We start from the raw sequence: 13,822 nt of genomic DNA on the forward strand, positions 1-13,822 counted from the left end.
GCTGATGCCGGTGCCGATGGCCCATGTAACGAGCCATCGGCACCGCGCACAGGGCCCCGGCGCTCTACCAGCCGAGGTAATAGTCGGCTGGCAGCCAGCTCGGGCGGGGCAGGCCGAAATAGGACTGCAGCATCTTCTCCGCCTCGCAGAAGGCGCCTTCAACCCAACCTTGCTGGTCCGAATAGGCTTCGCCGCAGATGTGTATGTCCTCTGTCGGCGAGGGCTTGCGCATGTAGGGCATCACATCCTGCACCTTGTAGCCGGCTTTCCAGGCATGATAGCCGGCGCCAAACGGGTCGTCGCCCCAGTCCTTGAACCACGTGACGTAGGGCATGGGAATCCCCACGCCGTGCAGCTCGCGCAGCTCCTTGACCACCTCCTTGACCATCATTTCGCTCGCCGCGACGTCGTTCAGTGTCTCGACTTCAAACTGCGAGGCCAGCTTGGTCGCACGTGGCCGGAACTTCACCGGATCGTCGGACAGAGCCTTCCAGAACGTCTCCGTTTCCATGTCCCCGTAGCTGCCGAGCAGCATCGAATGGTCGGTCGCTTTCGCGGTGCCGAAGTAGTAGCACTGACGCATCGGCAAGTCGGTGATCGAATGGCCGGCGTTAATGCCCAGCTCCTTCCACCACGGCGTTTCAAATCCCATCAGGATCTTGAACGCGGGTTCCTTGATGACCGAGCGGATGTTGTTGTTCAGTTCGGCGTTCTCGTTGATGTTGAAGAAGAAATTGTCCTGGTCCAGAAGCTCCAGCGAGCGTCGCGGCATCGCCAGCACCAGGCGATTGGCATAGACCCGCCATTGCTGGTTCGAGCTCAGGTTGAGGAACACGAGTTCATAGCGATGGGTGGCGCTGTGCGGGTGTTGCCGGTTAAAGGTCAGCAGCTTGTTTTCGGACCAGATGCATGCGCCTTCGTGGCGCATATACTCGTTCGCCATCGCATAGACCGTGCTGTCAAAACCCTCGGCGATGGTCTTGTACGTCGCGCCGGCCGAGAAGTCGCCGATCATGTAGGGGAAGGCCTCCGCCGCGTTCCAGTTGATGGTGTTGGAGTAGTAGCCGCCGGCGGTCGACAGGAAGGTGTAGCCCTCCTGCGATACCTGGTCCTTGAGTAGATTCCAGAAGCCGATGTCATTGACGAGGCGTTTGTCGTACGGCGAGCCTTCGAAGCGGTAGGTCAGGTAGGGTTTGATCTGGTCCCACTGCCGCAGCGTCAGTTTGATGGTGTAGGTGTACTCGCCATCCTGGCTGACGTAGTCGCCGAAACGCTCCCTGAACCACGGATCTGCCATCAGCACGTTGTAAATCACTTTGCTGAAGAGCTGATCGGCGCTGAAACCGATGTCTTCGTCGTCCAGATAGTAGCGGGTGGCCAGCTTCTCGTGCTTGTCCTGCGCTGCCGTCCAGGCGTTTTGCATGCAGCGGTCTTTGCGCAAGTAGATATACAGGTCCGCCGGATCGCCCATCGGGAATTCGACCGCTTCCATCTGATCGGCGAAGACCTCTTCGATCAGCGTGGTGACGATCTTTTGCGAGGTCAGGTAGCGCATGCCGCCCAGTTCACCCTGTACCGTCGGCATGCCGGGCAGGCGTACCGATTCGAGCCGTCCGGCAATGCGGGTGTTCATGTCGAAGACCTGTACCTGACTGCCGGTGCTGGCGCCTGCCTTGGTCAGGCGGTAGGCGGTGTAGATGCCGGAAATGCCGGCGCCCACGATGGCCACGTCGAGTTTCAATCCATCCTGCATGCCGGTGTTCAATGCCGTATTCTTGTCAACCATTTGGGACTCCCGATATAAGTAGCTAAATTATTTACATGGCTCTGAAGTAGAGTTGGCCGGTCTGGAAGTGCGAGATGTCGTACGTGCTCTTGCCGTCGAGCGCCATTTCCGACAGGATGCTGCCCAGCAGCGGCACGAACTTGGCGGCCCAGCCGGTTGCATACATGACGATGTTTTGGTGGTTGGGCACATACCTTGGGGCAAAGTCGATCAGCATTTCCTTGCCGGCGATCGTGCTCAGCGCCACCAGGCAGGTGGACTTGTAATGCGGGGTCGGGTCGAGTCCGGTCATATGCTTGCGCACCCACTCGGACGTGTACGCCAATTCCTCGGGGTTGGGGACAAAGCTGGCCAGATTGGGATCGGACAGGGGCGTCATCACGAAGTCCGGCGCAACCCGGATATAGTCGGGGTGGTCCCAATCGACTTCGGGAAAACCATAGAACTGATTCCCGCTTTTGCCTTCCGGTTGCTGGAAAACAAACCAGGTCGGGTATTGAATGGTGGGGTCGGTTTTCTTGAAATAGGCCGAGGCCATATTCCAATACGTCGCCTCGACCCGGAAATTGAGCAGGTTAATGACGTCGTTGATATAAGGCCCGGGCACCACCACCAACTTCTTGCCGACGTAAGTTCCGCCAGGAGTCGTCACCATGAATAATTGATCGGATTGCTGAATGCCTATAACCGGCGACTGCTCGAGCATCGTCACGTGCGGACTGGCGAGATTGCAGTCGTACAGGGTGCGCTGGGTGGCGCGCAAGTCGATGCTGGCGCCGTCGGCCTGGAACAGGCCCCGGTAATTGTCTGGCAAGTCTTTAAAGTGATATCGCTCTTCGATTTCCGCCACGGTCAAGGAGGTGTAGGCCACGTCCTGCGCCTGCATGGCCAGTTCCGCGGCGGCGATGTTGCCTTCAGTCGACTGGACTGTCGGGTCGCCAAACCACAGGGTGCCGACCGTCGTCAGCAGTTGTTCACTGCTGTGGGTTTGCAGTTCGGCCCAGTAGGGCAGCGCATCTTCGGCCATCTTCACCATGTATTCATCCGGATAGGGGATGCGGAACTGGCGCGAAACACCGGCTGAGCTGCCTTGCTGGTTGATGAACGTGAACTGTTCCAACACCAGCGTGGAGGCCGAACGTTTGCTGTTGTAATACGCGGTGGCTAGCCCCATCGGGCCACCGCCTATGACGATCACTTCATATGTTTGCTGAAAACCGGGCGAGGACTTATTGACGTTATCGACAGGCATAATACTACCTTTCCAATAGTAACAAGTGGAGGATGGTAATAACTCTTGGAGGGAAACGGCTGTGTAGTATTACATTTATTTTTAAAAATATAATGCCTGTGTTGGTTTATTCCAACGAATATTTTTATATATTTTTAATTAACTTGACGCCGGTTGTGGCTATTAATCCGCTTGTTATTTGCAGGGTGACATGCATCATGTATGTGGCTCGGCGAATGAAAATGGCCGATTTTAATGGCGGTGTGCGGCTTGCAATTCAGTTGTAATGGATGGCTTGCTAAAACCTGCTTACGAATTATTAAATCCGACAAGCCGGATTACGATTTTTCCCAACCCCTGCGCACGATTGCTGCACGGCAATATTAACTGACATAATCGGCCCGTCGTCAGCGCGGTGTTCGCGGTTGCGACTTCAGCAAAGGCGCATACCGGAGCGGCGCCGGCCTTCCTGGCGATCCGGTATGCATGGCCCACACCCATTCAGTCTGGATACCATGTCTAACACTAACCAACCTTTTTCCCCCAAGCGCCGGAACTTTTGCGCCAGCACACTCGGTTTCGCCGCGCTCGGCCCGTTGAGCCTGGCAGGTTGCGGCGGCGGCGGAGCGGATGCCGCCACGGCGGCCCTGCAAGGCGCGCCCAAGCGCATGGGCGGTGCGCCCGGCACCTTCACCCATCCCGGTCTGCTGCACACCCAGGCCGACTTCGACCGCATGAGCCTGAAGGTCGGCAACCAGGCATCGCCATGGATCGACGACTGGAACCTGATGTTGCAGAATAATCTGGCCAGCAACACGTGGACGCCGTCGGCGAGAGCGGTGATCTACCGCAACGACGGCGTGCATGGCGATAACGTCCAGTATCTGCAGTGGGATACCATGGCCGCCTACCTGAATGCCTTGCAGTGGAAAATCACCGGCAACCTGGCCGCGGCCAACACCGCCGTGAAGATCCTCAACGCGTGGGGCTCCACGCTCACCGGCATCAACTTGACGGACGGCCACTGGGACGGCTACCTGGCTGCGGGCCTGCAGGGCTATCAGCTGGCCAACGCGGCGGAAATCATGCGCGGCTATTCCGGCTGGGCCGCGGCCGACCTGGCCGCCTTCCAGCAAATGATGATCAACGTGTTCCTGCCGCTGACCGGCGGCTTCAGCAATCTGACCGTGTTCTCCAACTGGGACTTGAGCAGCCTGGCCGCCACCATGGCCATCGCGGTGCTGTGCGACGACCACGTCCGCTTCGACAACGCGGTGTCCTATTTCAAGCAGGGCCTGGGCAATGGCGCGATCGCGCAAATGGTGTTTTACATCCATCCCGGCTATCTGGGACAGACCCAGGAGTCCGGCCGCGACCAGGGCCACAACATGCTCAGCGTGACGCTGGTCACCACCATCTGCGAAATGGCGTGGAACCAGGGTATCGACCTGTACGGCTACGACAACAACCGGGTGCTGGCGGCCTGCGAATATTCCGCCAAGGGCAACCTGATCCAGTCGGGCTCCTCCTACAACACCGTCCCGTTCGTCAACTACTACGTGCCGGGTTTCTACGCCACCGCGTTTTCCACCTCGGCGCAGGGCAACTCCCGGCCCGCATGGGCGCTGATTTACAACCACTACGTCAACCGCAAGGGATTGGCCGCGCCCTACACGCAGCAATTCGCGCAGAAAGTGGCGCCGGAAGGGGGCGGACGCTATCCGCAGACGGGCGGCACCTGGGACCAGCTGGGCTATGGCACGCTGCTGTTCACGCGCGACCCGATCGCGGCCGGCGTGGCGCCCAGCGGCCTGAGCGCCGTGACCACCGGCGGCCAGGTGGTGCTGTCGTGGTGGGGCAGCGCCTACGCCAGCGGCTACAGCGTCAAGCGCGGCACTACCGCCGGCGGTCCCTACACGGTGATCGCCTCCGGCATCACCGACCTGCTGACCTACACCGACACCAACCTGGCGGCCGGCGTGTATTACTACGTCGTCACGGCCAGCACGCCGTCAGGCGAGACGGCCGCCTCGAACGAGGTGCAGGGCATCGCCGGCGTCAGGCTGCATACCCGCCTGACGTTCGACGAGGGCAGCGGCGCCAGCGCCGCCGACAGCACCGGCAACGGCCACACCGGCACGCTGGCCGCCGGCGCCGCGTGGGCGGCAGGAGTGGCGGGGCAGGGCACGGCGCTGGCGCTGAACGGCAATGGCGCGTATGCGAGCCTGCCGGCCAATGTGGTCGACACCGTCGGCGACTTCACCATCGCGGCCTGGGTGTACTGGAACGGTGGCCAGACCTGGAGCCGGATTTTCGATTTCGGCAGCAACACCTTGCACTATATGTACCTGTCGCCGCACACCGGCCGCGGCTCGCTGGGGTTCTCGGTCACGCTCAACGGCGGCGACAGCGAATGGCGTGTCGATACGCCGACCACGCTGCCCGCTTCGCAATGGGTGCATGTCGCGGTGACGCTGGCGGGCACCGACGTCACCATTTACCTGAACGGCGCGCCCATCAAGACCGCGCCGGACTTCCGCATGCCGCCGTTCCAGCTCGGGCACACCACGCAAAATTACATCGGCCGGTCGCAATACCCCGATCCGACCTTCAACGGCATGATCGACGATTTTCGCATCTACAACGGCGCCGCCAGCGCGGCCGACATCGCCGCGCTCAGCGGCTCGTCGCTGCCGTCGCCGATGTTCGACGTTGACGTCGGTGCGGTGGCGGTGAAAGGCAGCGCCAGCCTGGCCAACGGCGTGTACACGGTGGCCGGCGGCGGCGCCGACATCTGGGGCAACAACGATGGCTTCCATTTCGCCTCGGCCTGTGCCACCGGCGACGGCAGCATCACCGCGCGCGTGGCGAGCATCGGCAACACCAATGCCTGGGCCAAGTCCGGCGTGATGATGCGCGCCACGCTGGACGGCAACGCGCAGAACGTGATGCTGGCGCTCACCCCAGGCAACGGCGCGCAAATGAGCTACCGCGGCGGCACCGGTGGCGGCACCAGCACGGTCAACCTGCTGGCGGGGATCACTGCGCCGTACTGGGTGCGGCTGACGCGGGCCGGCAACACCTTCACCGGCTTCATTTCGCCGGATGGGGTGAACTGGACCCAGGTGGGCAGCATCGACGTCGGCATGCCGGCGACGGTGTTCAGCGGCCTGTCTGTGCTGTCCCACAACGCTCCGACGTTGAGCGTCGCCACCTTCGATCATCTGGCCTACGTCTGAAATAGACCCTGGCGCGCGGCGCTTAGTCGATGCGGTAGAAGCGGCGAGCGTTCAGGCCGAATACTGCGGCGGACTGCGCCGCGTTCAGATGCGCCAGCAATGCCTCGCTGGCGTCGACCCACGCCGCGTAGTCGGAGGCCAGCGTAAGCACCGGCCAGTCGCTGCCCCACATCACGCGCTGCGGCCCGAAGGCTTGCAGCATGTGGTGCGCGTAGGGCCGCAACCGCTCGACTGTCCAGCCGGGACCGGCCTCCGTGACCATGCCGGACAGCTTGCATTCCACCTGCGGCAGCGCCGCCAGCTTGTCCATGGCGTGCCGCCATTGGGCATGCGGCGCGCCGTCCATGGCCGGCTTGGCCAGGTGGTCGATCACGATCGGCAGCTCTGGATGGCGGCGCGCGAAGGTCAGCAGCGCCGGCAGATGGCGTGGCAGCACCAGCGCGTCGAAGCACAGGCCGTGGCGCAGCATGGCGTCCACCGCCGGCGCCAGGGTTGCGTCGTCGATCCAGTGAACGTCGTCCAGGTCCTGCAGCATGGGCCGCAGGCCGCGCAGCTTGGGATGCGCGGCCATGGCGGCGATGCGTTCGGGAGCGTCGGCCGCCTTCATGTCCGTCCAGCCGATTACGGCGCCGATGAAAGCGTGGCTGTCCGCCAGCTCCAGCATGTAGCGGGTGTCGGCCTCGTTGGGCATGGACTGCACCAGCACGGTGGCGGACACGCCATGCGCGGCCAGCAGCGGGCTCAGGTCGCGAGGATGGAAATCGCGGTAAATCGGGGCGAGTTCCGGCGGCGGCCACGCGCCCTCGCGCGCGGCCAGTTGCCAGAAATGTTGATGGGCGTCGATGCGCATCATGGCTCCGTGTTCAAAAGGGAGGGCAGGGCTGTCGCCGGTATGATAGCGCCCGGATGCGCCACCACGGCGGCGGCCACCGCGCAGCCGAATTCCGCAGCCTTGACGCTGGACGCGCCGCGCAGGCGCTGCGCCAGGTAGCCGGCGTTGAAGCTGTCACCGGCGGCGGTGGTGTCCACTGCGCGCACCGGCAGGGCGGGGACATGCACCGAGCCTGACGCCGCACCGCCAACCAGGCAGCCGTCGGCGCCCAGCTTGAGCACTACTTCCGGCACGCCGCTCGCTTCGATGCGGGCCAACGCCTGCGCCGGACTGCGATCGCCATGCAGCAGCACCTCGTCGTCAAAGCTGAACAGCGCGTGGGTGCAGACCTGCGCCGCGCGCGTCATCCACGCGCGCGCGCTCGCCGCGTCCCACAGCGCCGGGCGGTAGTTGTTGTCCAGCGCGACCCAGCCGCCGGCCGCGCGCACCCGCGCCGCCAGCGACAGCAGGGCGGCGCGCCGCTCGTCGTCGAGGATGGCCAGCGTGATCCCGGTCAGCAGCAGCACGCGGCATTCATCCAACTGCGCACCCAGTCGCGCCAGGTGAGCGGCGGACAACATGGCGCGCGCCGCCGACTGCGCGCGCCAGTAGGTGAAGCGGCGCTCGCCGCTGCCGTCGGTGGCGATCGCGTACAGTCCCGCCGTGCCGCCGGCGCGGATGTCGATCAGGCTGTCGTCGATGTGTTCGGCCCGCATGTGGTCGCGGATTAAGCCGCTCATCGCGTCGTCTCCCAGCGCGCTGACGTAGCGCACCGGCATGGCGGGCGCCAGCCGCTTCAGGTAGACCGCCGTGTTGTAGCTGTCGCCGGCCGCCGCGTGGACCAGCGTGTCGTTCGCTTGCGGGCGCAGCTCCAGCATGCATTCGCCCACGGACCAGAAGGCGCCGTTCATGCGGCCTCCCGTCGCAGCGTGGCGTGCAGGCGCGGTTGCGCCAGCGACAGCCCCAGCTCGCGGGCCAGTTCCACCACCGGCAGAAGGCGGCGCTGTTTTTTCTGCGCGTGGTTCTGGGCGATGTCGGCCAGCCGGTGCGCCAGGAAGGGATTGCTGAAGCGGTCGCGCACCTGCGCCAGATAGGCGCGGCTGATGTCGGACTCGCCCAGCGCGTCGAACACCGGCAGCACTTCTTCCTCCCACAACGCTTCCAGCTGCGCGCGCAGCGCGGGATCGGACATCGCCTGCAGCACCGTCTCGTCGGCGGCGCGGCCACCCTGCAGCCACTGCTCGGCCAGGAAGGTGTGGCCCAGGTTCAGCAGGAACAGCTTGCGCCGCTCATACTGTTCCAGGCGGTCGGTGACGACGATTTGCGGATGCGTGCAAGGCAGCACCATGCCTGCCTGCGCTTCGATCACCCAGATGGCGTAAGGCTCGGCCACCGCGCCGGCCGGCTCGATCGGCTCGGAGACAATGCGGTCCACCAGCGAATTGATCCACACGCAGGCCGTGCCCAGGTAGGCGAGGAAGCCGCCGTCCACGCCCCAGTCGCGCGCCAGCCGGCACACCACGTCGCGCAGCACGCTGCCGTTGTTGGCCACCAGCTCGCACGGATACAGCGTCACTGGCGCGGCGCCGTCCAGGTAGCGCCGGTGCAGCAGCACCAGCAGCTTGGCGGGAAAGCTGCGCGGCGGCGTGGCCGTGTCCAGCAGCGCCGGGCCGTCCTGCGGCGACAGCTCGTAGCCCCGGTCGCCCGTGTTGGAGACGATCACCCGCACCGGGCCGGCTGCCAGCGCGCGAATCGCCGGCCAGTCCTGGTCCGCCTGCAGCGCGGCCTCGATGGCGGTGACGCGGTGTTCCTGCTCGACCACGGCGCCGTCCGTGCGGCCACGGATGCGCACCGGGTAGCCGCCCGGCGCGTTGAACGCCGCCACCCGCCGCGCACTCTGCGTGCTGCCGGTGGTTTGCACCACGGTGATCCGGCCCAGCGCCTGTCCGCCCTCCAGCGCCTGGTGGACGAACAGGTCCACGTGCGCCTGCAGGAAGCGGCTGGTGCCGAATTGCAGAATGGGCGTGGCCATCTACACCTCGACGATGGCTTTGATGACGCCTGCGGCCGGGTCCATCCACTGCGGCAGCACCGTCACGAAATCGGCCAGCGTGGTGCGGTGCGTGTTCATCAAACCGGTGGGCACCAGGCCCGCCTTCATCGCCGCCAGCACTTCGCGGAAGTCGTCGGCGGTGGCGTTGCGGCTGCCCAGCAGGTTGGTTTCGCGCTTGTGGAATTCCGGGTCGGCGAAGGAAATGCGGTCCAGCACGATCGACACCAGCACATAGGTGCCGCCGTGCGCGACGAACTCCAGGCCGCGCTCCATGGCCTTGACGTTGCCGGTCGCGTCGAACACCACGTCGAAGAACTCGCCGTTGGTCAGCGCCGACAGCTGCGCCTTGTCCTGTTCGCCCACCGTCACCGTGCGCGGGATGTCCAGCGCGCTGCGGCAGAACGCCAGGCGATCCTCGCGCGCGTCCAGCACCGTCACGTTGCCGCCCTTGAGCCGGGAGAACAGCGCGGCGGCGATGCCGATCGGGCCGGCGCCCACCACCAGCACGTTCTGGCCGGGCCGCACGCCGCCGCGCCGCACCGCGTGCGCGCCGATGGCCAGGAACTCCAGCATGGCGGCGTCGTCGAGGGAAATGCCATCGGTCTTGAACACGAAGCGTTCCGGCAGCGCCAGGTATTCGGTCATGCCGCCGTCGCGGTGCACGCCCAGCACCTGGATGTTGGTGCAGCAATTGGTCTTGCCCTGGCGGCAGGCGATGCAGCTTCCGCACGACAGGTAGGGCATCACATAGACCTGGTCGCCGGGCGCCAGCTCGCTGCCCTCGGGCGCGGTGACGATCTCGCCCGACAGCTCATGGCCCATCACGCGCGGATATTGCAGGAAGGGCTGGGTGCCGCGGAAGATATGCATGTCGGTGCCGCACAGGCCGATGCGGCGCACGCGCAACAGCACTTCGCCGGCGCCGGCCTGCGGCAGCGGGCGTTCCACCAGTTGCAGGTCGCCGGGTGAGAGGCATACAACAGTTTTCATCATCGAATTTTCCGGATCGAGGTTGGATGTGCTTGTATTGTACGTGATATATCGAATACAATCGAGCGGTTGATGCTGACTTTTATCCGTAAGGAACGATCCATGTCCACCCCCACCAAGCCCTCGGCGCCGCGCCTGCTGCTGATGGCGCCCGAAGACAACTGCCTGATCGCCCGCATGCCGCTGGCGGCCGGCGAGGCGCCGGAAATCGACGGCGCGGCCGTCACCCTGGCCGAGAATGTACCGCTGGGCTACAAGGTGGCCCGCCGCGCACTCAAGGCCGGCGACAAGGTGCTGCGCTACGGCGCCATCATCGGCACCGTCACCGCCGACGTCGCGCCCGGCGCCATGCTGCACACGCATAATCTCGTCAGCGACTACATCCCGACCTACACCCTGGCGTCGGACGCCCATTCCTTCATCGGGAGCACCCACTGATGTCCAACGCTACACTGCCCGCACTGTCGGGATACTTGCGCGCCGACGGCCGCAAGGGCATCCGCAACGTCGTCGTCGTCGCCTACACCGTCGAATGCGCGCACCACGTGGCGCGCCTGATCGTCAACGCCTTCCCCGGCCAGGAGGTGCACCTGATCGGCTTCCCCGGCTGCTATCCGAACGATTACGCCGACCGCATGATGAAGCGCCTGGCCACCCACCCCAACGTCGGCGCCGCGATGATCGTTTCGCTGGGCTGCGAGAGCTTCAACCGCCGTGGCCTGGAAGAGGAGGTGGCGGCCAGCGGCCGGCCGGTGCACACCATCACCATCCAGCAGAACAGCGGCACCCGCACCAGTGTGGCCGACGGCGTCGAATGGGTACGCTGGGCGCGCGAAGCGCTCGATACGCAGCAGCGCGTGCCGATGGGGCTCGATGAACTGGTGGTGGCCACCATCTGCGGCGGCTCGGACAGCACCAGCGGAATCACCGCCAACCCGGCCGTCGGCGTGGCCTTCGACCAGCTGGTGGCGGCCGGCGCGGCCTGCATCTTCGAAGAGACGGGAGAACTGGTGGGCTGCGAATTCCACATGAAACGCCGCGCCGCCACGCCGGAGCTGGGCGAGGCCATCGTCGCCTGCGTCAATAAGGCGGCGCACTACTACACGGTGCTGGGCCACGGCAGTTTCGCGCCCGGCAATGCCGACGGCGGCCTGACCACGCAGGAAGAGAAATCGCTGGGCGCCTACGCCAAGAGCGGCGCCTCGCCGATCAGCGGCATCCTCAAGCCAGGCGACCAGCCCGAAACCGGCGGCCTGTACCTGCTGGACGTGGTGCCGGACGGCGAGGTGCGCTTCGGCTTCCCCAACATTTCCGACAACGCCGAAATCGTCGAGCTGATCGCCTGTGGCGCGCATGTCACGCTGTTCACCACCGGGCGCGGCTCGGTGGTAGGCTCGGCCATCTCGCCGGTGATCAAGGTGTGCGCCAACCCGGCCACGTTCGAGCGCTTGTCCGAGGACATGGACGTGAACGCGGGCCGCATCCTGACCGGCGCCGCGACGCTGGAGCAGGTCGGCGCCGAGATCGTGGCGCTGGTGGCGCAGGTGGCCAACGGCGCGCAAAGCTGTTCGGAAGCGCTGGGGCACCAGGAGTTCATCCTCACGTATAAACAATTCGAAGCGTCCGGCCCCGGATGCTTCCCTTTGAAAGCGGCCTGACATGCACGTCAACGACCCGCGCATGCTGCCGCGCCGCGGCATCGCGCTGAGCAGCCTGGGACTGGGCTGCGCCCAGCTGGGCGGCCTGTATCAGGAGGTCAGCGACGCCGAGGCGCGCGCCATCGTCGATGCCGCCTGGGAGCTGGGCATCCGCTATTTCGATACCGCGCCTTACTACGGCTACACGCTGTCCGAACACCGGCTGGGCGCCGCGCTGCGCGAGCGCCCGCGCGACAGCTACGTGGTCAGCACCAAGGTCGGGCGGCTGATGCGGCCCGACGCCGGCGTGCGGCCCGGCGAATCCGGCTGGGCGCGGCCGCTGCCGCTGCGGCCGCACTTCGACTACAGCTACGACGGCGTGATGCGCTCGCACCAGGACAGCCTGCAGCGGCTGGGCATGGACCGGGTCGACATCCTGTACGTGCACGACATCGGCCGCGTCACGCACGGCGAACAGCACGCGCACTACTGGCAGCAGTTGACGACCGGCGGCGGCTTCCGTGCGCTGACGCAGCTGCGTGACGAGGGCAGCGTGGGCGCCTTCGGCCTGGGCGTCAATGAATGGGAGGTGGTGGCCGACGCGCTGGAAGTGTGCGACCTCGATTGCGCGCTGCTGGCCGGGCGCTACACCCTGTTGGAACAGGCCGCGCTGGCGCCGCTGCTGGACCGCTGCGCGCAGCGCGGCGTCGGCATCGTGATCGGCGGGCCGTTCAATTCCGGCATCCTGGCGGGCACCCGCAAGTTCAATTACGAGGACGCGCCGGCCGACATCATCGCCCGCGTCGAGGCCATCGCCGCGGTCTGCGCGCAGGTCGACGCGCCGATCCAGGCGGCCGCCTTGCAGTTTCCGATGGCGCATCCGGCGGTGGTGTCCTGCATCCCCGGCGCGCAAAGCCCGGCGCAGCTGCGCCAGAACGCCGAGTGGTTCGCGCGGCCGCTGCCCGCCGCGCTGTGGGCGGCCCTGGTTCAACAAGGATTGATCGACCGTAACGCGCCGACGCCCATGGGCGCCTGATTTTTTTTGAAGTGACGTACAAGGGAAATAAATGAAATTGTTACGCTTTGGCCCCAAGGGCTACGAAAAACCTGGCCTGCTCGATGCGCAGGGTATGCTGCGCGACCTGTCCGGCGTACTGCCGGACCTTACCTCGGCCCACCTCGGCCGCGCCAACCTGGACCTGCTGGCCACGATCGACGCCAGCAAACTGCCGCTGGTCGCGCAGCCGGTGCGCTACGCGCCCATCGTGGCCGACATCGGCAAGCTGATTTGCGTGGGCCTGAACTATTCGGACCACGCGGCCGAATCGGGCATGGCGGTGCCGTCCGAGCCGGTGCTGTTCGCCAAGGCCACCAGCTCCATCATGGGCTGCAACGACGCGGTGGTGCTGCCGCGCGACTCGATCAAGAGCGACTGGGAAGTGGAACTGGGCGTGGTGATCGGCACCCGCGCGCGCTACGTCGAGGAGAGCGAGGCGCTCGACTACGTGGCCGGCTATTGCGTGGTCAACGACCTGTCCGAGCGCGAGTACCAGCTCGAACGCGGCGGCCAGTGGGACAAGGGCAAGGGCTGCGACACCTTCGGTCCCGTGGGCCCGTGGCTGGTCACCGCCGACGAGGTGGGCGATCCACAGAACCTCGACATGTGGCTGGAGGTGAACGGCAAGCGCTACCAGACCGGCAACACCCGCACCATGGTGTTCACGGTGGCGCAGCTGGTCAGCTATATCAGCCGCTTCATGACGCTCAATCCGGGTGACGTGATCAGCACCGGCACGCCGCCGGGCGTGGGCCTGGGCCAGAAGCCGGACCCGGTCTACCTGCGCGCGGGCGACCGCATGGCGCTGGGCATCGAAGGCCTGGGCCAGCAAAACCAGACCGTGCACGCCTGGAACCCGGAGCTGATCGACGGCTAAGCCAAGTAGTGGTATCGCCGCCGCGGACCGACATCCGCGGCGGCTGCAACAATGGATAGAACAGCAAGGCGCCCAAGCGCC

The 13,822-nt window shown here is 65.3% G+C and carries 11 protein-coding genes; 5 read left to right on the forward strand and 6 right to left on the reverse strand.

Translation table 11 applies throughout. The features are described from left to right. Positions 1–64 precede the first annotated feature (64 nt). Both AC07OK_RS14995 and AC07OK_RS15000 read right to left on the reverse strand, forming a co-directional pair. Complete coding sequence (locus AC07OK_RS14995) at positions 65–1,786, reverse strand: flavin monoamine oxidase family protein (protein ID WP_494691054.1); 1,722 nt, start codon at positions 1,784–1,786, stop codon at positions 65–67. A gap of 31 nt (positions 1,787–1,817) precedes the next feature. Next, positions 1,818–3,038 carry an FAD-dependent oxidoreductase gene (locus AC07OK_RS15000; protein ID WP_494691055.1) on the reverse strand — a complete coding sequence of 407 codons (1,221 nt, stop codon included), beginning with the start codon at positions 3,036–3,038 and terminating at the stop codon, positions 1,818–1,820. A gap of 494 nt (positions 3,039–3,532) precedes the next feature. Here AC07OK_RS15000 and AC07OK_RS15005 point away from each other — a divergent pair, with 494 nt between their 5' ends. Continuing rightward, a complete protein-coding gene (locus tag AC07OK_RS15005; protein ID WP_494691056.1) occupies positions 3,533–6,256 on the forward strand; it encodes a LamG-like jellyroll fold domain-containing protein in 2,724 nt (907 codons plus the stop codon). A gap of 22 nt (positions 6,257–6,278) precedes the next feature. On the opposite strand, the gene AC07OK_RS15010 is transcribed toward AC07OK_RS15005, so the two are convergent. Genes AC07OK_RS15010 through AC07OK_RS15025 form a run of 4 tightly spaced genes read right to left on the reverse strand, consistent with a single transcriptional unit; the run spans position 6,279 to position 10,170 of the window. Continuing rightward, on the reverse strand, positions 6,279–7,109 hold the full coding sequence (locus tag AC07OK_RS15010) for an amidohydrolase family protein (RefSeq protein ID WP_494691057.1): 831 nt from the start codon (positions 7,107–7,109) through the stop codon (positions 6,279–6,281). Next, the gene (locus AC07OK_RS15015; protein ID WP_494691058.1) at positions 7,106–8,038 is read right to left on the reverse strand and encodes a sugar kinase; all 933 of its coding nucleotides are present in this window, start codon (positions 8,036–8,038) and stop codon (positions 7,106–7,108) included. Before AC07OK_RS15015 ends, AC07OK_RS15010 begins: the two co-directional genes overlap by 4 nt. Next, complete coding sequence (locus AC07OK_RS15020) at positions 8,035–9,159, reverse strand: mannitol dehydrogenase family protein (protein WP_494691059.1); 1,125 nt, start codon at positions 9,157–9,159, stop codon at positions 8,035–8,037. Before AC07OK_RS15020 ends, AC07OK_RS15015 begins: the two co-directional genes overlap by 4 nt. Beyond that, positions 9,160–10,170, reverse strand: a complete 1,011-nt coding sequence (locus AC07OK_RS15025; protein ID WP_494691186.1) for a zinc-binding alcohol dehydrogenase family protein — start codon at positions 10,168–10,170, stop codon at positions 9,160–9,162. Between the two features lie 102 nt (positions 10,171–10,272). Between AC07OK_RS15025 and AC07OK_RS15030 the strand changes: the two genes are divergently transcribed. The 4 genes from AC07OK_RS15030 to AC07OK_RS15045 are packed head-to-tail and all read left to right on the forward strand — an operon-like array spanning position 10,273 to position 13,741. Continuing rightward, positions 10,273–10,608, forward strand: coding sequence for a UxaA family hydrolase (locus AC07OK_RS15030; protein ID WP_494691060.1), 336 nt, complete (start codon positions 10,273–10,275; stop codon positions 10,606–10,608). Next, complete coding sequence (locus AC07OK_RS15035; RefSeq protein ID WP_494691061.1) at positions 10,608–11,828, forward strand: UxaA family hydrolase; 1,221 nt, start codon at positions 10,608–10,610, stop codon at positions 11,826–11,828. The genes AC07OK_RS15030 and AC07OK_RS15035 overlap by 1 nt, the downstream gene beginning before the upstream one ends. Before the next feature lies 1 nt (position 11,829). Beyond that, a complete protein-coding gene (locus AC07OK_RS15040) occupies positions 11,830–12,843 on the forward strand; it encodes an aldo/keto reductase (RefSeq protein WP_494691062.1) in 1,014 nt (337 codons plus the stop codon). Between the two features lie 31 nt (positions 12,844–12,874). After that, positions 12,875–13,741 carry a fumarylacetoacetate hydrolase family protein gene (locus AC07OK_RS15045; protein WP_494691063.1) on the forward strand — a complete coding sequence of 289 codons (867 nt, stop codon included), beginning with the start codon at positions 12,875–12,877 and terminating at the stop codon, positions 13,739–13,741. The last annotated feature ends 81 nt before the right edge of the window (positions 13,742–13,822 follow it).

The sequence above is a fragment of the Duganella sp. GW821-FHT07G03 genome (genome assembly GCF_059418605.1).

Coding starts and splice junctions, on each gene's coding strand:
- AC07OK_RS15025 (WP_494691186.1), bottom strand. CDS start 10,170: ATGAAAACTGTTGTATGCCTCTCACCCGGCGACCTGCAACTGGTGGAA.
- AC07OK_RS15030 (WP_494691060.1), top strand. CDS start 10,273: ATGTCCACCCCCACCAAGCCCTCGGCGCCGCGCCTGCTGCTGATGGCG.
- AC07OK_RS15040 (WP_494691062.1), top strand. CDS start 11,830: ATGCACGTCAACGACCCGCGCATGCTGCCGCGCCGCGGCATCGCGCTG.
- AC07OK_RS15045 (WP_494691063.1), top strand. CDS start 12,875: ATGAAATTGTTACGCTTTGGCCCCAAGGGCTACGAAAAACCTGGCCTG.
- AC07OK_RS14995 (WP_494691054.1), bottom strand. CDS start 1,786: ATGGTTGACAAGAATACGGCATTGAACACCGGCATGCAGGATGGATTG.
- AC07OK_RS15000 (WP_494691055.1), bottom strand. CDS start 3,038: ATGCCTGTCGATAACGTCAATAAGTCCTCGCCCGGTTTTCAGCAAACA.
- AC07OK_RS15010 (WP_494691057.1), bottom strand. CDS start 7,109: ATGATGCGCATCGACGCCCATCAACATTTCTGGCAACTGGCCGCGCGC.
- AC07OK_RS15005 (WP_494691056.1), top strand. CDS start 3,533: ATGTCTAACACTAACCAACCTTTTTCCCCCAAGCGCCGGAACTTTTGC.
- AC07OK_RS15020 (WP_494691059.1), bottom strand. CDS start 9,159: ATGGCCACGCCCATTCTGCAATTCGGCACCAGCCGCTTCCTGCAGGCG.
- AC07OK_RS15015 (WP_494691058.1), bottom strand. CDS start 8,038: ATGAACGGCGCCTTCTGGTCCGTGGGCGAATGCATGCTGGAGCTGCGC.
- AC07OK_RS15035 (WP_494691061.1), top strand. CDS start 10,608: ATGTCCAACGCTACACTGCCCGCACTGTCGGGATACTTGCGCGCCGAC.